General features: G+C 70.4%; 1 protein-coding gene (only partly in view). It reads left to right on the top strand.

All coding sequences use genetic code 11. From position 1 onward, the window contains the following. Window positions 1-21,333: the final stretch of a non-ribosomal peptide synthase/polyketide synthase gene (locus NM1_RS06625; protein ID WP_157123862.1), read on the top strand. 30,636 nt of this gene lie to the left of the window's left edge; only the last 21,333 of its 51,969 coding nucleotides appear in the window; its start codon lies beyond the left edge, outside the window; it ends in the stop codon at window positions 21,331-21,333.

The following is a 21,333-nucleotide window of genomic DNA, read 5'->3' as shown; positions in this document are numbered from 1 at the left end:
CTCGGCAGTATCGAACGGCCCGAGCGGATTCCGCTGTCGCTGGCGCAGCAGCGCATGTGGTTCCTGAACCGCTTCGACCAGCAGTCCGCCGCCTACAACGTGCCGATCGCGGTGCGCCTGACCGGCGATCTTCACGTTCCGGCGCTGCGGGCGGCGATCGGCGACCTGGTCGCCCGGCACGAGGTGCTGCGCACGGTGTACCCGGAGGTTCCCCTGTCCGAATCCGCGGGCGGAGCCTCGGGGGCAGTTCAGGTGATCCTGCCGCCGGGACAGGCCGTGCCGGAGCTCGAGGTGCGGACGGTCGCGCCGGAGGCCATCGAGGCGGCCGTGATCGAGTTCTTCTCGACCGGCTTCGACGTCACCACCGAGGTGCCGCTGCGGGTCGTGCTGTTCGAGACCGACAGCGCCGCTCGGGAATACGTGCTCGCGATGGTGATTCACCACATCGCCGGTGACGGCTCGTCCGCGGGCCCGCTGACCCGCGACCTGGTGACCGCCTACGCGGCGCGCGCCGCGGGCGAGGCGCCGGGCTGGGCGCCGCTGGCGGTGCAGTACGCGGACTACAGCGTCTGGCAGCGTGCGGTGCTGGGCAGCGAGGACGACGCGGAGTCGTTGGCGGCCAAGCAGATCGGCTACTGGAAGTCCGCGCTGGCGGATCTGCCGGAGCAGCTCGATCTGCCCTCGGACCGCCCGCGCCCCGCCACGCAGTCGTTCGCGGGCGGCAAGGTCGACATCCACATCGATGCCGACATGCACCGGGCGCTGGTGGAATTGGCGCGCGCCGAGGGCGCGACGCTGTTCATGGTCGTGCACACGGCGTTCGCGGTATTGCTGTCGCGGTTGTCGGGTACCGAGGACATCGCGATCGGCACGCCGATGGCGGGCCGCGGCGAGGCCGCCCTCGACGATCTCATCGGCATGTTCATGAACACCCTGGTGTTCCGCACCCGGGCCGACGCGGGCGCGGCGTTCACCGAACTGCTCGCCCGCCAGCGCGAGACCGACATCCAGGCGTTCGCGAACGCCGACGTGCCGTTCGAGCGCCTGGTGGAGGTGCTGAATCCGGCTCGCTCCACGGCGCGGCATCCGCTGTTCCAGATGGGCCTGTCGTTCCAGAACATCGCGCTGCCGACGCTGGAACTGCCCGGCCTGACCGTCGGCGGGATGGACATCGACACCGAGCAGTCGCAGTTCGACCTGCACCTGATCGTGTCCGACCGGTACGACGAGTCCGGTGCCCCGGCCGGCATCGGCGGCTTCCTCACCTACGCGAGCGACCTGTTCGACGAGTCGACCGTGCAGGGTTTCGTGGATCGGCTGGTGCGGCTGTTCGGCGAGATCATCGCCGCGCCGCAGACGCCGATCGGCGATCTCGAGCTGCTCGACGGCGGCGAGCGCGATCGAATCCTGGTGGAGTGGAACGACACTCGGCACGAGGTCGCGCCCGAGCTGCTGCTCGACGGCTATCGCCGTGCGGTGGCGGAGCATCCGGATCGGGTCGCGGTGGCCTACGAGGGCCACGAGCTGACCTATCGCGAGTTCGACGAGCGGGTCAACATTCTGGCCCGCCGCCTGATCTACCAGGATGTCGGACCGGAATCGCTTGTCGGCCTTGCCGTGCGGCGTTCGCTGGACCTGGTCGTCGGCATGTACGCGATCATCACGGCGGGCGGTGCGTACGTGCCGCTGGATCCGGATCATCCGGCCGAGCGCATCGCGCACGTGCTGGAGACGGCGCAGCCGGTGTGCGTGCTCAGCACGACGGCGGACGCGGTGCCCGTGCCCGGCGACATCCCGGTGCTGCACATGGACACCGTGGATCTCGACGGATTCGACGGCACCCCGGTGCAGGCCGACGAACTGCTGGAACCCGTGCATCCGGACAACCCGGCCTACGTGATCTTCACGTCCGGTTCGACGGGCCGCCCGAAGGGTGTGGCGGTCTCGCACGCGGCCATCCACAACCAGACCACCTGGATGCTGGCCGAGTACCCGATGGGTGCCGACGACGTCTACTTCCAGAAGACCGCCACCACCTTCGACGTGTCGCTGTGGGGCTACTTCATGCCGCTGCGCGCCGGGGCGAAGCTGGTGGTCGCCACGCACGACGGCCATCGCGACCCGCGGTACATTGCGGAAACGATTGCCGCACAGCGTGTTACGGTCACCGACTTCGTGCCGTCGATGCTCACGGTGTTCGCCACGCAGACCCCCTCGGGTTCCCTGCCTTCGCTGCGCGACGTGTTCGTGATCGGCGAGGCGCTGCCGCCCGAGACCGTTGCCGCCCTGCGGTCGGTGTCGGACGCCGCGGTGCACAACCTGTACGGGCCGACCGAGGCCGCGGTCTCGATCACCTACTGGCCCGCCACGGGCGAGGAGCGGTCGAGCGTGCCGATCGGCCTGCCGCAGTGGAACTCTCGCGTGTACGTGCTGGATTCGCGGCTGCGGCCGGTGCCCGCGGGCGTCCCCGGCGAGCTCTACCTGGCCGGTGACCAGCTGGCGCGCGGCTACGTGGCGCGTCCGGATCTGACCTCGGATCGGTTCGTGGCCGACCCCTTCGGGGATGTAGGTGCCCTCGGTGGCGGGCGCATGTACCGCACCGGCGACCTGGTGGTGTGGCGTGACGGCGGCGTGCTGGAGTACATCGGCCGCACCGACTTCCAGGTGAAGTTCCGCGGTCAGCGCATCGAACTCGGCGAGATCGAATCGGCGCTGCTGGCGCAGCCGTCGGTGAGCCAGGCCGTCGCGCTGGTCCTGCCGTCCGAGCTGGGCGACCAGCTGGTGGCCTACGTGGTCCCGGCGCCGGGTGCGGCGATCGATCAGGACGAGCTGCTGGCGGCCGCCGCCGAGACGCTGCCCGCCTACATGCTGCCCGGCGCGATCGTCGCGCTGGACGCGTTCCCGCTGAACACCAGCGGCAAGCTGGACCGCAAGGCGCTGCCGGAGCCGACGTTCACGCAGCGCGAGTTCCGGGCGCCCTCGACCCCGGTCGAGGAGTTGGTCGCGGGCGTCTTCGCCGAGGTGCTCGGCGTCGAGCGGATCGGTGCCGACGACGACTTCTTCACCCTCGGCGGCAACTCGCTGATCGCCACACAGGTGGTCGCGCGGCTGAGCGCGGCACTCGAGGCACGGGTCCCGGTGCGGGATCTGTTCGAGTACTCCACCGTGGCCGCGCTGGCGGCCCGGGTCGCGCAGCACGCCGGGTCCGGCGGCCGCCCGGCGCTGGTCGCGGGGCAGCGTCCGGATCGGGTGCCGCTGTCGCTGGCGCAGCAGCGCATGTGGTTCCTGAACCGGTTCGACCAGCAGTCGGCGGCATACCACGTGCCGGTCGCGGTCCGGCTGTCCGGCGATCTGGATGTGGACGCGCTGCAGGCCGCGGTGCGAGATCTGGTGGAGCGCCACGAGATTCTGCGCACCATCTACCCGGACGCCGACGGCATCGCGCACCAGGTGGTGCTGCCCGCCGACCGCGCCGTGCCGGACCTCACCCCGGTCGACGTGGCCCCGGAAGCATTGCGGGACACCATCGCCGAGCTGATCTCCACCGGCTTCGATGTCACTGCGGAGGTGCCGCTGCGGGCGCGACTGCTGCGCGTTGCGGACGCGACGGGATCCCGGTCGAATGCACGCCGGGATGACGTGGGCGCCGAAGGATCCACGGACGCAACCGAATACGTGCTGGTGTTCGTGGCGCACCACATTGCCGCGGACGGCTGGTCGATGGGCCCGCTGACCCGTGACGTGATGCTCGCCTACAGCGCTCGGTCCACCGGCGAGGCTCCGGCTTGGACGCCGATGCCGGTGCAGTACGCGGACTTCAGCGTCTGGCAGCGCACCGTACTGGGCTCGGAGGACGATCCGGAGAGCCTGATCTCCGCGCAGGCCGACTACTGGCGCACCGCGCTGGCCGACCTGCCCGACGAGCTGAACCTGCCCGCCGACCGGCCGCGGCCGACCGTGCCGTCGTATGCCGGTGGGCGCGTGGTGTTCCCGATCGACACCGAGCTGCGCGCGGCGCTGCGGCAGATCGCGGCCGAGCAGAACACCACCCTGTTCATGGTCGTGCACGCCGCCCTCGCGGTGTTCCTGGCGCGGCTGTCGGGCACCGAGGACATCGCCGTCGGCAGCCCGATCGCGGGCCGCGGTGAGGCCGAGCTCGACGAGATGATCGGCATGTTCGTCAACACCGTGGTGCTGCGCACCGAGGTGCGCGGACAGCGGAGCTTCCGCGACCTGCTCACGCGGGCCCGCGACACCGATCTGCAGGCCTTCGCCCACGCCGACATCCCGTTCGAGCGGCTGGTGGAGCTGCTGCAGCCGGAGCGCTCCACCGCGCGGCACCCGCTGTTCCAGGTGGCGCTGTCGTTCGAGAACCTGCCCGAGACCGCCTTCGAACTACCCGGACTGCGCGTCGGCGCGGTCGAGTTCGACGCCGGTATCGAGAAGTTCGACCTGTCGCTGACCGTGCGGGAGGCGGCCGACGGCTCCCGGATGCTGGCCGAGTTCTCCTTCGCCCGTGACCTTTTCGACGAGGCCACGGTCGAGGGATTCGCCGGTCGCTTCACCCGCTTGCTGCGGGCGATCGCGGCCGATCCCGAGGCCGCGGTCGGCGGGATCGACATCCTGGACGCGGCCGAGCGCGCCGAGGTCGTGAGTCGCACCGGCGGCCCGGCGGTTCCGGCGCGGACCCTGCCGGAGTTGTTGGCGGAGGCGGTTTCTCGCGATCCCGAGGCCCCGGCGGTCATCTTCCGCGACGTCCGGCTGACCTACGGTGAGCTGGATCAGCGGTCGAATCGTTTGGCGCGCTTGTTGATCGAGCGTGGTCTGGGTACTGAGGATTTCGTGGCGATCGCGATTCCGCGGTCGAGTGATTCGTACTTCGCCGAGTGGGGTGTGACCAAGTCGGGTGCGGCGTTCGTGCCGATCGATCCGACGTATCCGTCGGATCGCATCGAGCACATGCTCACCGATTCCGGTGCGCCCGTGGGCCTCACCGTGTCGTCGGTGCGCGCCGATCTGCCGGATTCGGTGGAATGGCTGGTGCTCGACGAGCTCGAGCTGGAGCAGTACAGCGACGCGGCAGTATCGGACGACGACCGGCTGCGCCCGGTGCGCCCGGAGAACCTGGCGTACGTCATCTACACCTCGGGTTCGACCGGTGTGCCCAAGGGCGTCGTCGTCCCGCACGCGGGCCTGGCGAACCTCAGCGCGGAACAGGTCGAGCGGTACAATCTCGATTCCGATTCGCGCACACTGCATTTCTCGTCGCCGAGCTTCGACGCGTCGATCATGGAGCTGCTGCTCGCGATCGGTCCGGCCGGTGCGCTCGTGGTCGTTCCGACGGGTGTGTTCGGCGGCGAGGAGCTGTACGAGCTGATCCGCCGCGAACAGGTCACCCATCTGTTCATCACCCCGGCGGCCTTGGCGACGTTCGACCCGACCGGCCTGGACAGCCTGCGCGTGCTGGCCGTGGGTGGTGAGGCGTATTCGCCCGAGCTGCTGGCGAAGTGGGCCATCCCGCTCGGCGAGGACGGTCCCGTTCGCGCGTTCCACAATGTGTACGGCCCGACCGAGACCACGGTCGTGGTGAATATCGGTGAGCCGCTGCTGCCGGGCGATGCCCTGACGATCGGCGCCCCGAACCGCGGCGTCCGTTCGCTGGTGCTGGACAGCCGGTTGCAGCCGGTGCCCGACGGTGTCGCGGGCGAGCTGTACATGTCGGGTCCGCAGGTGACGCGCGGCTACCACGCGCGCGCCGGGCTGACCTCCGACAAGTTCGTGGCGAATCCGTACATCCCGGGCGAGCGGATGTACCGCACGGGCGACGTGGTCCGGTGGAAGGCCCGCGAACTGCGCGACGGCGAGATCGAGCACCGCCTGGAATACGTCGGCCGCTCCGACTTCCAGGTCAAGGTGCGCGGTTTCCGCATCGAGCTGGGCGAGATCGACAGCGCCCTCACCTCGCACGAGACCGTCGATTTCGCGGTCACCGTGGGTCATAGGACCGATGTGAGCTCGACCATCCTGGTCTCCTACGTGCACGCGGCGGCCGGACAGACCGTCGACGCGGCCCAGCTGACCGAGCACATCTCGGTCACGCTGCCGGAGTACATGGTCCCGACCTCGATCATGGTGCTCGACGAGATCCCGCTGACCCCGGTCGGCAAGCTGGATCGCCGGGCGCTGCCCGAGCCGGTCTTCACGGCACGCGAATTCCGTGCTCCCGCAAGCGAAACCGAGGCGCTCATCGCCGAGGTGTTCGCCGATGTGCTCGGTGTCGACCGGGTCGGCGTGGACGATTCGTTCTTCGCGCTCGGCGGCGACAGCATCCTGTCCATCCAGCTGGTGTCGCGGGCGAAGGCCCGGGGGCTGAACTTCAGCCCGCGCGACGTGTTCGAGCAGCGCACCGCGGCCGGTCTGGCCGAGGTGGCGGCGCTGGGCGCGGGCGTCGAGCGCTCGCAGCTGACCGAGCTGCCCGGCGGCGGCGTGGGCGAGATCCCGGTGCTGCCGGTGATGACGCACTTCCTGTCGAGCGGGTCGTCCTACCAGCGGTTCTCGCAGTCGATGACGCTGCGCCTGCCGGACGGCATCGACCGGGCGACCCTGGTCGCGACGATCGGCGCGGTCTTCGATCACCACGACGTGCTGCGGTCGCGGCTGCGTGGCGATGTCGAAAACGGCTGGGAGTTCGAGGCTCTGGAGCGGGGCGCCGTCGATGTCGACGCGCTCGTGCACCGGGTCGAGGTGTCCGCGGATATCGCCGACGACGAGCTGACCCGCCTGGCGAGCGCGGAATACGATGCGGCGCTGGGCCGTCTGGATCCCGCGAATGCGGCGATGGTGCAGTTCGTGTGGTTCGCCTTCGACGGCACCGCGCGCCGGGACGTGCTGATGATCGCCGGACACCACTTCGTGGTCGACGGCGTGTCGTGGCGCATCCTGATCCCGGACTTCGCGGTGGCCTGGTCGCAGCTGGTCGCGGGCCAGCCGGTGGCGCTGCCCGCCAACGGGACCTCCATGCGGCGCTGGGCGCACGCCCTCGTCGAGGAGGCTTCGGCCGCGGATCGGGTCGCGGAACTGCCGTTCTGGCAAGAGGTTTCGACGACTCCGGATCCGCTGGTGGGTTCGCGGGCCTTCGATCCGGCGGTCGACACCAACGCGACCGTGGAACGGATCCAGGTCACGCTCCCGGCCGATGTCACCGACGCGGTGCTCACGGCCGTCCCGGGCCAGTACCACGGCGGCGTGAACGACGGCCTGCTGTCGGCCCTGGCCATGGCGATCGCGAAATGGCGTGGGGAAAAGTCGGGTTCGTCCGCACTGATCCGGCTGGAGGGCCACGGCCGCGAGGAAGAGGTCGTCCCGGGCGCGGACCTGTCGCGCACGGTTGGCTGGTTCACCAGCGTCTACCCGGTGCGACTGGATCTCGCGGGCGCCGACCTGAACGACGCCTTCGACGGCGGAAACTCGGTGGGGCGCATCGTCAAATCGGTCAAGGAGCAGCTGCTGGCGGTGCCCGACAAGGGCCTCGGATTCGGCCTGCTGCGCTACCTGAACCCGGAGACCGGCGCGCAACTGCACAACGTCGGCCAGATCAGCTTCAACTACCTGGGCCGCGTCTCCGCCGGAGACGTGCCGGAGCAGCTGGGCGAACTGGGCTGGGTGCCCGTCGCCGACCTGGGCGAGGTATCCGGGCTGATGGATGCCGACATGCCCGCCAACGGCGTCGTCGACATCAACGCGATCGTCACAGACGGCGACGAGGGCCCGCAGCTGAACGCCACCTTCGCCTACCCGTCCGGGCTGCTGACCGCCGACCGGGTGCAGGAGTTCGCCGACCTGTGGGTCGCGGCGCTCACGGCGCTCGCCGGTCACGCGCGGCGTCCCGGCGCGGGCGGCTTCACCCCGTCCGACCTGGCGCTGGTCCGGGCCACGCAGTCCGATGTCGAGGGCTGGGAGCGGCAGTTCCCGGACCTGGTCGACGTGTGGCCGCTGTCCACGCTGCAGTCGGGCCTGCTGTTCCACGCCCTGCTGACCCAGTCGACCTTCGACGTCTACACCATCCAGGCCGTCGTGAACCTGGGCGGCACGCTCGACACCGCGCGGCTGCGGGTGGCGGCGCAGGCCGTCCTGCAGCGCTACCCGAACCTGCGGACCGCGTTCGTCGCCGACCTCGAGGGCGCCTCCGTGCAGGTGGTGCTGGACCGGGTCGAGGTGCCGTGGCGCGAGGTTGATCTCGCCGGTCTGCCCGCCGACCAGCGGCCGGCGGAGCTCGAGCGGCTGATCGCCGAGGACCGGGCGACGCACTTCGACCTGTCCGCGCCGCCGCTGCTGCGCTACACCGTGTACCGGCTCGCGCCGGACGAGTGGCAGCTGGTGATCACCACCCACCACATCCTGCTCGACGGCTGGTCCATGCCGCTGCTGATGCGGGATCTGCTGGTGCTGTACGCGGTTCGCGGCGACAGCTCGGCACTGCCGCGGCCGTCGTCCTACCGGACCTACCTCGGCTGGCTGGCCGGGCGGGACAAGCAGGAGTCGCTCGACACCTGGCGGCGGGCCCTCGCGGGCGTGGACGAACCCACCCAGCTGGCCCCGCAGACCACGCTCGACGAGACCTACGAGATCGGCAAGCGGGTCGTCGAGATCGACGCCGACCGCACGCAGCGCCTCAAGCGCCTGTGCGCCGAACTCGGGATCACGATGAACACGCTGGTGCAGGCCGCGTGGGGCGTGCTGGTCGGCCGCATGACCGGCCGCGACGACGTCGTGTTCGGCGCCACGGTCTCCGGCCGTCCGGCGGAGCTGCCCGGCATCGAGTCGATGGTCGGCCTGTTCATCAACACGCTGCCCGTGCGGGTGCGCATCGACGGCCACGCGACGGTCGCCGAGCTGCTGACCGGATTGCAAGGCGCACAGGCGGATCTGCTCGACCACCACTACGTGAGCCTGCCGGAGATCCAGCGGGCGGCGGGCATCGGTGCCCAGTTCGATTCGCTGCTGGTGTTCGAGTCGTACCCGGTGGACAAGGACGCGATCGCCGCGACCAGCTCCATCGACGGCATGTCGGTGCTCGACGCCGGGATCAAGGACGACACCCACTACCCGATCACGGTGATGGTCACCGCCGACACGACCGTGGTGCTGCAGCTCAAGCACCTGCTCAGCCGATTCACCGCCGACGAGGTGGAGTTGCTGGCCACGCGGCTGCTGCGGATCGTGGACGAGCTGCTGGCCGATCCGCGGGGCCGGGTCGCCGACATCGACGTCCTCGGCAATGCCGAGCGCGATCGAATCCTGGTGGAGTGGAACGACACTCGGCGCGAGGTCGCTCCGGAACTGCTGCTGGACGGCTACCGCCGCGCGGCCACCGCGCATCCGGATCGGGTCGCCGTGGTCTACGAGGGCGCCGAGCTGACCTATCGCGAGTTCGACGAGCGGGTGAACCGTCTCGCGCGGCACCTGATCTCGCAGGGCGTCGGGTCGGAATCGCTCGTCGCCCTGGGCGTCCGGCGTTCGCTCGACCTCGTGGTCGGGATGTACGCGGTGCTCACCGCCGGTGGCGCGTACGTGCCGCTGGATCCGGATCACCCGGCCGAGCGCATCGCCTATGTGCTGGAGACGGCGCAGCCGGTGTGCGTGCTCACCCGGACCGTGGACGAGGTCCCGGTGCCCGAGGGCATCGAGGTCCTGCACCTGGACACGCTGGACCTGAGCGATATCGACGCGAGCCCGGTGCGGCCCGAGGAACTGCTGCGCCCGGTGCGTGCGGAGAACCCGGCCTACGTGATCTTCACGTCGGGTTCGACCGGCCGCCCGAAGGGTGTGGCGGTGTCGCACTTCGCGATCCAGAACCAGATCACCTGGATGCTGGACGAGTACTCGCTCGGCATCGATGACGTGTACCTGCAGAAGACCGCCACGGTGTTCGACGTCTCGCTGTGGGGCTACTTCATGCCGCTGCGCGTCGGCGCGAAACTGGTCGTGGCCACCCCCGACGGCCATCGTGACCCGGCCTACCTGGCGGAAACCATTGCCGCGCAGGGCGTGACGTTCACCGACTTCGTGCCCTCGCTGCTCGCGGTGTTCGCCTCCGAACTCACCTCCGGCAGCGTGCCGACGCTGCGGACCGTGTTCGCGGCCGGCGAGGCGCTGCCGCCGGAGACCGTCGCGGCACTGCACGCGGTGTCGGACGCGGCCGTGCACAACGTCTACGGCCCGACCGAGGCGGCGGTCACCGTCACCCACTGGCCGGTGTCGGGCGCCGAGCGGCGCACCGTGCCGATCGGCCTGCCGCAGTGGAACACCCAGCTGTACGTGCTGGATTCGCGGCTGCGGCCGGTTCCGGCGGGTGTCGCGGGTGAGCTGTATCTCGCGGGTGACCAGCTGGCGCGCGGCTACGCGGCGCGCCCGGATCTGACAGCAGATCGGTTCGTGGCCAATCCATTCGGCACGAGCGAGCGCATGTACCGCACCGGCGACCTGGTGGTGTGGCGCGAGATCGACGGTGGGGCCGGCGCCCTGGAATACGTGGGCCGCACCGACTTCCAGGTGAAGGTTCGCGGCTACCGCATCGAACTGGGCGAGATCGACGCCGCGCTCACCGCGCACCCGGATATCGACTTCGCCGTCACGCTCGGCCGCAAGACCGAGGCGGGCACCGACATCCTGGTGTCGTACGTCCGCGCCGTGGCCGAGCACACCGTCGACGTGGCACAGGTGACGGAGTTCCTGTCCGGCCGACTGCCCGAGTACATGGTGCCGACGGCCATCGTGGTGCTCGACAAGATCCCGGTGACCGCGGTCGGCAAGCTGGACCGCGCCGCACTGCCGGATCCGGAGCTGGGCTCGCAGGAATTCCGCGCCCCCACCAGCGATATCGAGGCGACCATCGCCGAGGTGGTCGCGGAGGTGCTGGGCCTGGAGCGGGTCGGCGTGGACGATTCGTTCTTCGCGCTCGGCGGCGACAGCATCCTGTCCATCCAGCTGGTGTCGCGGGCCAAGGCCCGGGGCGTGGTGTTCTCCCCGCGCGACGTCTTCGAGCGGCGCACCGTGGCCGGACTGGCCGAGGTCGCCACCACCGGCGCCGACGCGGAGCGGCAGCGGCTGGCCGAACTGCCCGGCGGCGGCGTCGGCGACATCCCGGTGCTGCCGTTCATGGCGTCGGTGCTGGCGAAGTCGGATGCCTCGTCGTACCAGCGGTTCTCGCAGTCGATGACGCTGCGCCTGCCGGACGGCATCGACCGGGCGACCCTGGTCGCGACGATCGGCGCGGTCTTCGACCACCACGACGTGCTGCGTACGCGACTGGGCGGAGACGCCGAGAACGGTTGGGCCTTCGAGGCTCTCGACCGCGGGGCCATCGATATCGATGCGCTGGTCCGGCGGGTCGACGTCGCCGGTGATATCGACGACGCGGAGCTGTCGCGCATCGCGAACGCGGAATACGATGCGGCGCTGGACCGTCTGGACCCCGCGAATGCGGCAATGGTCCAGTTCGTGTGGTTCGCCTTCGGGGCGACAGACGCGACCGTGGCCGATGCGAACGCGGAGGGGACCGCGGGCACCGGCGGGCACGGTGACCGCCCCGGCGTATTGCTGATCGTGGCCCACCACTTCGTGGTCGACGGTGTGTCGTGGCGAATCCTTATCCCCGACTTCGCCGTCGCGTGGTCGCAGCTGGCCGCGGGCCAGCAGGTGGCGCTGCCCGCCAACGGCACCTCGATGCGACGCTGGGCGCACGCCCTCGTCGACTCCGCCGCGGAGCGCGAGCCGGAACTGCCGTTCTGGCAGCAGGTTTCGGCGACGCCGGATCCGCTGCTGGGATCGCGCGCATTCGATCCGGCGGTCGACACCAACGCGACCGTGGACTCCGTGCGGGTGAGCGTGCCCGCCGCGGTCACCGACGCGGTCCTGACCGCGATTCCGGGCCTGTACCACGGCGGCGTGAACGACGGTCTGCTGTCGGCGCTGGCCATGGCCGTCGCGAAATGGCGTGGGGAACAGTCCGGTTCGGCCGCGCTGGTCCGCCTGGAAGGCCACGGCCGCGAGGAAGAAGCGGTTCCGGGCGCGGATCTGTCGCGCACGGTGGGCTGGTTCACCAGCGTCTACCCGGTGCGGCTGGATCTCGCCGGCGCGAACCTGTCCGAGGCCTTCGCGGGCGGAGATGCCCTGGGCCGCATCGTCAAATCCGTCAAAGAGCAGCTGCTGGGCGTGCCCGGCAAGGGCATCGGCTACGGCCTGCTGCGGCATCTGAACCCGGAGACCGCCGAGCGGTTGGCCGATGCGGGCCAGATCAGCTTCAACTACCTGGGCCGCGTCTCCACCGCCGACGTCCCCGCGCAGTTCGCCGAGATCGGCTGGGTGCCGGTGGACGACCTGGGTGAGCTGTCCGCGGTGATGGATGCGGCGATGCCTGCCAACGCGACGCTCGACATCAACGCGATCGTCACCGACGGCGACGAGGGCCCGCAGCTGGGCGCGTCGTTCGCGTTCCCGAGCGGACTGCTGACCCGGGAGCAGGCTCAGGAGCTGGCCGACCTCTGGGTCGAGGCGCTCACGGCGCTCGCCGAGCACGCCCGCCGCCCGGAATCCGGCGGCCTGACCCCGTCGGATCTGCCGCTGGTGCGCGCCGCGCAGTCGGATATCGAGGTGTGGGAGCGGCAGTTCCCGGACCTGACCGACGTGTGGCCGCTGTCGAGCCTGCAGTCGGGTCTGCTGTTCCACGCGATGCTGAGCGCCGCGACGGTGGACGTGTACACCCAGCAGGCGGTCGTCGACTTCGACGGCGCCCTCGACCTGCAGCGGTTGCACAGCGCCGCGCAGGGCATGCTGGAGCGCTACCCGAACCTGCGCGCGGTCTTCGTCGCCGACTCGCAGGGCGAGCCGGTGCAGATCGTGCTCGACAAGGTCGAAGTGCCTTGGCGGGAGGTCGATCTCACCGATCTGCCCGAGGCGGAGCGGCGGCCGGAGCTGGACCGGCTGCTCGAGGCGGACCGCCTCACCCACTTCGATATGACCACCTCGCCGCTGCTGCGCTTCGCGGCGTACCGCACCGGCGACGCGGCGTGGCACCTGTCGATCACCGCGCACCACATCCTGTTCGACGGCTGGTCGATGCCGCTGCTCATGCAGGATCTGCTGGTGCTGTACGCGGTGCGCGGCGATGTCTCCGCGCTGCCGCGGGTGCCGTCGTACCGGAACTTCCTGGCCTGGCTGGCCGGGCGGGACCGGGACGCCTCGCTGCGGGCCTGGCAGCAGGCGCTCGACGGCGTCGACGGGCCCACCGTGCTCGCCCCGCAGCCGAAGTCGGAGGAGACCTACGAGGCGGGCAAGCAGGTCGTCCACCTCGACGCCGAGTACACCCGCCGGGTGGCGGATTTCTGTGCCCAGCTCGGCATCACGGTCAACACGCTGGTGCAGGCCGCGTGGGGTGTGCTGGTGAGCCGCATGACCGGTCGCGACGACGTGGTGTTCGGCGCCACGGTGTCGGGTCGCCCGCCGGAGCTGTCGGGTATCGAGTCGATGGTCGGCCTGTTCATCAATACGCTGCCCGTGCGGGTGCGCGTCGACGAGCAGGCGAGCGTCGCCGAGCTGCTGACCGGATTGCAAGGCGCGCAAGCGGATCTGCTGGACCACCATCACGTCGGCCTCCCCGATATCCAGCGGGCGGCGGGCATCGGTGCGCAGTTCGATTCGCTGCTGGTGTTCGAGTCGTATCCGGTGGACAAGGACGCGATCACCGCGGCGAGCGCGATCGACGGTGTGTCGGTGGTCGGCGCCGGAATGACCGGCGGCACGCACTATCCGCTGACCCTGCTGGTCAAGGCCGAGCAGACCATCGAGATCGTGCTCGAACACCTGCTGAGCCGGTTCAGCACCGGCGAGGTGGAGACGCTGGCGGTGCGGCTGCGGCGCATCATCGACGAGCTGCTGGCCGGAGCGGGCCGCCGGGTCCGCGACCTCGACGTGCTCGAGGCGGCCGAGCGGGATCGAATCCTGCTGGAGTGGAACGACACTCGGGAGCCGGTGGATCCGGAACTGCTGCTCGACGGCTATCGCCGTGCGGTGGCGGAGCACCCGGATCGGGTCGCGGTGGCCTACGAGGGTGCCGAGCTGACCTATCGCGAGTTCGACGAGCGGGTCAACATTCTGGCGCGTCGCCTGATCTACCAGGGCGTCGGACCGGAATCCCTTGTCGGCCTGGCCATCCGGCGTTCGCTGGATCTGGTCGTGGGCATGTACGCGATCGTGACGGCCGGTGGTGCGTACGTGCCGCTGGATCCCGATCATCCGGCCGAGCGCATCGCGCACGTGCTGGAGACGGCGCAGCCGGTGTGCGTGCTGACCCGGACCGCCGACGCGGTCGAGGTTCCCGATGGCGTCGAGGTCATGAACCTCGACACCGTGGACCTGGACGGATTCGACGGCACTCCGGTGCAGGCCGACGAACTGCTCGAGCCCGTGCATCCGGAGAATCCGGCGTACGTGCTGTTCACGTCCGGTTCGACGGGGCGCCCGAAGGGTGTGTCGGTCTCGCACGCGGCGATCAACAACCAGATCACCGTCATGCTGCGGGCCTACCCGATGACCGCCGAGGACGTGTACCTGCAGAAGACCCCGACGACGTTCGACGTCTCGCTGTGGGGCTACTTCATGACGCTGCGCGCCGGGGCGAAGCTGGTCGTGGCCACCCCCGACGGGCATCGCGATCCGCTGTACCTGGCGGAAACCATTGCCGCGCAGGGCGTGACGTTCACCGACTTCGTGCCCTCGATGCTGACCGTGCTCGCCGCCCACACCGCGCCCGGCGCCATGCCGACGCTGCGGACGGTGTTCGCGGCCGGTGAGGCGCTGCCGCCGGAGACTGTGACCGCGGTGCACGCGATCTCGGATGCCGCCGTGCACAACCTGTACGGGCCGACCGAGGCCGCGATCACTGTGGCGCACTGGACCGCCACGGGCACCGAGAGCCCGAGCGTGCCGATCGGCCGCCCGGAGGTCAATTCCCGCCTGTACGTGCTGGATTCGCGGTTGCGGCCGGTGCCCGCCGGGGTCGTCGGCGAGCTGTACCTGGCCGGTGACCAGTTGGCGCGCGGCTACATGCGGCGCCCGGACCTGACCTCGGATCGCTTCGTGGCCGACCCCTTCGGGGATATGTTCGGCGGCGGAGCCGGTGGCGGGATGTTCGGCGGCGGAGCCGGTGGCGAGCGCATGTATCGCACGGGCGACCTCGTGGTGTGGCGCGACGGTGGCGTGCTGGAGTACATCGGCCGCGCCGACTTCCAGGTGAAGTTCCGCGGTCAGCGCATCGAACTGGGCGAGATCGAATCCGTGGTGCTGGCGCATCCGTCGGTGAGCCAGGCGGTCGCCCTGGTCGTGCCGTCGGAGCTCGGCGACCAGCTGGTGGTCTACGCGGTGCCCGCACCGGGCGCCCGGCTCGAGCAGGCGCCGCTGCTGGAGGCGGCGATGCAGAGCCTGCCCGCCTATATGGTGCCGTCGCAGGTCATCGCGCTGGATGCGTTCCCGCTCAACGCGAGCGGCAAGCTGGATCGCAAGGCCCTGCCGAAGCCGACGTTCACGCAGCGGGAGTTCCGCGCGCCGTCCACGCCGATCGAGGAGATCGTCGCGGGCGTCTTCGCCGAGGTGCTCGGCGTCGAGCGGATCGGCGCCGACGACGACTTCTTCGCGCTCGGCGGCAACTCGCTGATCGCCACCCAGGTCATCGCGCGCGTCGGCGCCGCGGTGGGCACGCGGGTGCCGGTGCGGGCGCTGTTCGAGCGGTCGACCGTCACCGGATTCGCGGCGGCGATCGAATCGCAGACCCGCGACTCCGGCGCCCCGGCGCTGGGCAGTATCGAACGGCCGGAACGGATTCCGCTGTCGCTGGCGCAGCAGCGGATGTGGTTCCTGAACCGCTTCGATCAGGAGTCGGCGGCCTACAACGTGCCCATGGCGGTGCGGTTGACCGGTGAGCTGAACGTGGCCGCGCTGCGCGAGGCGATCGGCGACGTGGTGGCCCGGCACGAGGTGCTGCGCACGGTGTACCCGGAGGCCGACGGCGCACCCGTACAGGTGATTCTGCCGGTGGCGCAGGCGGTTCCGGAGCTGGAGCTCCGCACGGTCGCACCCGATGCGATCGAATCCGCGGTGCTCTCGGTGGTGTCGACCTCGTTCGACGTCACGAACGAGGTGCCGCTGCGGGTCGCGCTGTTCGAGATCGACGGTGCGGCGGGCGAATACGTGCTGGCGATGGTGGTGCACCACATCTCCGGCGACGGTTCCTCGATGGCGCCGCTGACCCGCGACGTGATGACCGCCTACGCGGCCCGCGCCGCCGGTGAGCCGCCGAGCTGGGCTCCGCTGGCCGTGCAGTACGCGGACTACAGCATCTGGCAGCGCGAGCTGCTGGGCAGCGAGGACGATCCGGAATCGTTGTCCGCCAAGCAGATCGCGTACTGGCGCACGGCGCTGGCCGACCTGCCGGACCAGCTGGATCTGCCGTCGGATCGCCCGCGCCCGGCGATGCAGTCGTTCGCCGGTGCCAAGGTCGGGGTCGAGATCGACGCCGAGCTGCACCGGGCGCTGAACGAGTTGGCCCGCGGCGAGAGCGCGACGCTGTTCATGGTCGTGCACACGGCGTTCGCGGTGCTGCTGTCGCGGTTGTCGGGGACCGAGGACATCGCGATCGGCACGCCGATGGCGGGCCGCGGCGAGCGCGAGCTGGACGATCTGATCGGCATGTTCGTCAACACCCTGGTGTTCCGCACGCAGGTGGACGCGGGCGCGTCGTTCGAGCAGCTGCTGGCGCGGCAGCGCGAGTCGGACCTGCAGGCCTTCGCGCACGCGGACGTGCCGTTCGAGCGGCTGGTCGAGGTGCTGAACCCGGTGCGCTCGACGGCGCACCACCCGCTGTTCCAGGTCGGTCTGTCGTTCCAGAACCTGGGCCGGACCAGCCTGGAGCTGCCGGGCCTGAGCCTGTCGGGCGTGGACTACGACACCCAGCTGTCGCAGTTCGATCTGCACCTGATCGTCTCCGACAGCTACGACGAGTCCGGCGCTCCGGCCGGTATCGGCGGCGTCCTCACCTACGCCACCGATCTGTTCGACGCCGCCACGGTCGAGCACTTCGCCGACCGCTTCGTGCGCCTGCTGCGGCAGATCGTCGCGGCGCCGACCACCTCCGTGGGTGATCTGGAGCTGCTCGCCGATGGTGAGCGCGCGAACCTGGTCATGGGCTGGAATGCGACCGGGCACGAGGTCGATCGGTCGCTGACGCTGGTGTCGCTGCTGGAGCGGACGGTGTCGTCGACGCCGGACGCGGTGGCGCTGGTCGGGCCGGACGGCAGCTCGGTCACCTACGCCGAACTCGGCGAACGGGTGAACCGCCTTGCCCGGCATCTGGTTTCGCTGGGTGTGGGTCCGGAGTCGCGGGTGGCGCTCGCCTTCCGCCGCTCGGTGGACCTGGTCGTCGCGATGTACGCGGTCTCGATCGCGGGCGGTGCGTACGTGCCGGTCGATCCGGACCAGGCCGCCGAGCGCGTCGGCTACATCCTGGAGACGGCCGACCCGGTCTGCGTCCTGACGACGTCCTCCGTCGTCGCTGCGGACGTCTCGGACAATGCCGCGGATCCCACCGGCGCGACGGGACCGGTCTTCGCCGGAATGACGGAGCGGCTCGTGCTGGTCGACCAGCTGGACCTATCGGCGGTGTCGGCGGTCGCGCTGTCCGACACGGATCGCGTTGCCCCGCTGCGTTCTGCGAACACGGCCTACGTGATCTTCACTTCGGGTTCGACGGGCCGCCCGAAGGGTGTGGCGGTGCCGCACGGCGCGATCGTCAACCAGTTGCTCTGGGAGACGGCCGAATTCGGCCTGACCGCGGACGACGCCGTGCTGCTGAAGACGGCGGCCACCTTCGACCTGTCGGTGTGGGAGTTCTGGACGGCCGCCGTGTGCGGCGGCCGCCTGGTGATCGCCACTGCCGACGGGCACCAGGATCCGGAGTACCTGAACGAGCTGATGCGCCGGGAGTCGGTCACGACCCTGCACGTCGTGCCGTCGATGCTGGACGCGCTGCTCACCGAATCCGGTGGGACGCTGTCGGATTCGCTGCGGCGGGTGCTGGCCATCGGTGAGGCGCTGCCGGGCGCGACCGCGCAGCGGTTCCGCCGCGCCAACTCGGCGGCGGGCCTGTTCAACCTCTACGGCCCGACCGAGGCGGCGGTGTCGATCACCAGCCACGAGGTCACCGACGCCGATGCGGTCTCGGTGTCCATCGGTGCGCCGGAATGGAACAGCCAGGTCTACGTGCTCGACGCCCGGCTGCGGCCGGTGCCCGTCGGCGTGCCGGGCGAGCTGTACCTGGCCGGTGCGCAGCTGGCGCGCGGCTACTTCGGCCGCCCGGATCTGAGCGCGGATCGGTTCGTGGCCAACCCCTTCGGGGCCGGGGGCAGCGACGGAGTCCGCGGCGCCCGGATGTACCGCACCGGTGACCTGGTCGCTTGGACCGCGAACGGCGAACTGGATTACCGCGGCCGCACCGACTTCCAGGTGAAGATCCGCGGCTTCCGGATCGAACTGGGCGAGATCGAGGCCGCGCTGCTGGCGCTGCCGGAGATCGCGCAGACCGCGGTGCTGGCGAAATCCGATGAGCGCCTGGGTGATCGCCTGGTCGCCTATCTGGTCCCGGCCGGATCCGAGGCGGCGACCGGTGAGCTGGATTCCGCCGGGAACATGGTGGCGATCGATACGGACCGGGTGCGGACCGCGCTCGCCGCGGCCCTCCCGTCGTACATGGTTCCCGCCGCGTTCGTGGTGCTGGAGGCGTTGCCGCTCAACGTGAACGGCAAGCTGGATCGCAAGGCGCTGCCGGAACCGGAGTTCGAGACCACGGCCTACCGGGCACCGTCGACACCGACGGAGCAGACGCTGGCCGAGGTGTTCGCCGACGTGCTGGGCCGCGAGGAGATCGGCGTCGACGACGACTTCTTCGCCGTGGGCGGCAACAGCATCCTGTCGATCCAGCTGGTGTCGCGGGCGAAGACGCGCGGCGTGCTGTTCGGCGCCCGGGAGGTGTTCGAGCACCGCACGATCGCCGGGCTGGCGGCCGTGGCGCGGCTGGGCACCGGCGAGGAGTTGGAGCTGCCGACCGGACCGCTGGTGCAGGTCGATCCGGCCGACGCCGTGGCGTGGGAGCGGACCTACCCGGGGATGACCGAGGTGTGGCCGCTGTCGCCGCTGCAGTCCGGTCTGCTGTTCCACGCCCTGATGACGCAGTCGAGCGTGGACGTGTACTCCCAGCAGGCGGTGATCGATTTCGCCGGTGACCTGGACGTCGAGCGGCTGCGGGCGGCGGGGCAGGCCATGCTCGACCGGTACCCGAACCTGCGGGTGGCCTTCACCACCGACACGGCCGGGCAGCCGGTGCAGATCGTGGTCGACGACATCGAATTGCCGTGGCGCGAGGTCGATCTCACCGATGTGGCGGCGGAGGACTCCGAGGCCGCGCTGCGGCGGGAGCTGTCGCAGGAGCGGGCGGCCCGCTTCGATATGGCCACCGCGCCGCTGCTGCGGTTCGCGCTGTTCCGCAGCACAGGCGACCGGTGGCGGCTGGCGATCACGGCGCACCACATCCTGTTCGACGGCTGGTCGATGCCGCTGCTCATGCGGGATCTGCTGGTGTTGTACGCGACTCGCGGCGACCGGTCGATGCTGCCCGACGCCGGGTCCTACCGGGACTTCCTGGCCTGGTTGTCGACCCGGGATCGGGAGGCGTCGCTGCAGGCGTGGGCGGAGGCGCTGTCCGGCGTCGACGAGCCGACGCAGATTGCGGCGCAACCGAAGTCGGTGGAGAGTTACGAGATCGCCAAGCTGGCAACCGAACTCGACTCCGAGCGCACGCAGCAGCTGACCAAGTTCTGCGCCGATCTCGGGATCACGGTGAACACCCTGGTCCAGGCGGCGTGGGCGGTGCTGCTCGGCCGCCTCACCGGCCGCGACGACGTGGTGTTCGGTGCGACGGTGTCGGGTCGCCCGCCGGAGCTGCCCGGTATCGAGTCGATGGTGGGCCTGTTCATCAACACGCTTCCCGTGCGGGTGCGTGTGGACGGACGGCGCACGGTCGGCGAGCTGCTGACCGGCCTGCAGCGCGAGCAGGCCGCGCTGCTCGACCACCACTACGTCGGCCTGACCGATATCGTGCGGACGGCCGGGCCGGCGGTGATGTTCGACTCGCTGCTGGTCTTCGAGTCCTATCCGGTGGACCGGGACGCGATCGCGGCCGCCAGTTCCATCGACGGCATGTCGGTGACCGGCGTCGATTTCGAGGGCGGCACGCACTACCCGCTGACGCTCATGGTGACCGAGGGTTCCGCGATCGGGCTGAACCTGGAGTATCTGACCAACCGGTTCTCCGCCGACGAGGTGGAGCGCCTGGCGAAGCGGTTGAGCTGGGTGCTGGAGGCGTTCGTGCGCGATCCGGCCACACCGGTCGGTGACATCGATATCGTCGATGCCGCCGAGCGGGCCCGCATCCTCGCCGAATCCGGTGTCACCGCAGCGGATTCCGGGGCCCAACCGGCCCGGGTCGGGGCGCGCACGGTGGCCAAGACGCTCGGCGCGGTCGTGGAGGAGGATCCGCAGGCTCCGGCGCTGCTGTCCGACGGCGCGGAAATCCCGTACCACGTGGTGGATTCGCGCTCGTCGCAGCTGGCCCGGGTGCTGATCACCCGCGGCGTGGGCCCCGGCGACGTCGTCGCGGTCACTCTGCCGCGCTCGGTCGACGCGGTGGTCGCGGTGTGGGCGGTGCAGAAGGCCGGTGCCGCGGCGCTGCTCGCCGAGGGTCTCTCCTTCGGTGAGATCGTCTCCGCCGGAGCCGGTTTCGGTATCACCCTGGAACCGGCGGCGAGTTCGGTGCGCTGGCTGGTGCCCTCGGATCCGAAGGTGCAGGCGGAACTGGCCGCGGCGCAGACCCACCCGGTCTCCTACGCCGACCGGGTGCGCCCGCTGCACGAGGACCACCCGGCCTTCGTGCTCCCGGACGCCGACGGCACCTGGCTCACCCTGACCCAGGACCAGGCCCTCGACCGCGCCGACGCCCTCCGCGAGGCGAATGACATCGACTACGAGTCGACCACGTTCACCACCGCCTCCGCGGGCCCCGCCGCGGTCTCGGAGTTCCTGTCCTGGACCACCGCGGGCGCCCTATCCGTCCTCCCGGGCGACGACGTCGCGACCGACCTGGAAGACGGCGAGGTCACCCACTGGTTCACCACCCCGGGCGAACCCACCGACCCCGCCGACAACGAGGTCCGCATCATCGCCCCGGAGTAA

This window comes from Nocardia mexicana NBRC 108244 (genome assembly GCF_001613165.1).
Lineage (GTDB): Bacteria > Actinomycetota > Actinomycetes > Mycobacteriales > Mycobacteriaceae > Nocardia > Nocardia mexicana.
The sequence above is the reverse complement of the archived record's forward strand: the minus strand, read 5'-3'. Positions and strand labels throughout refer to the sequence as shown.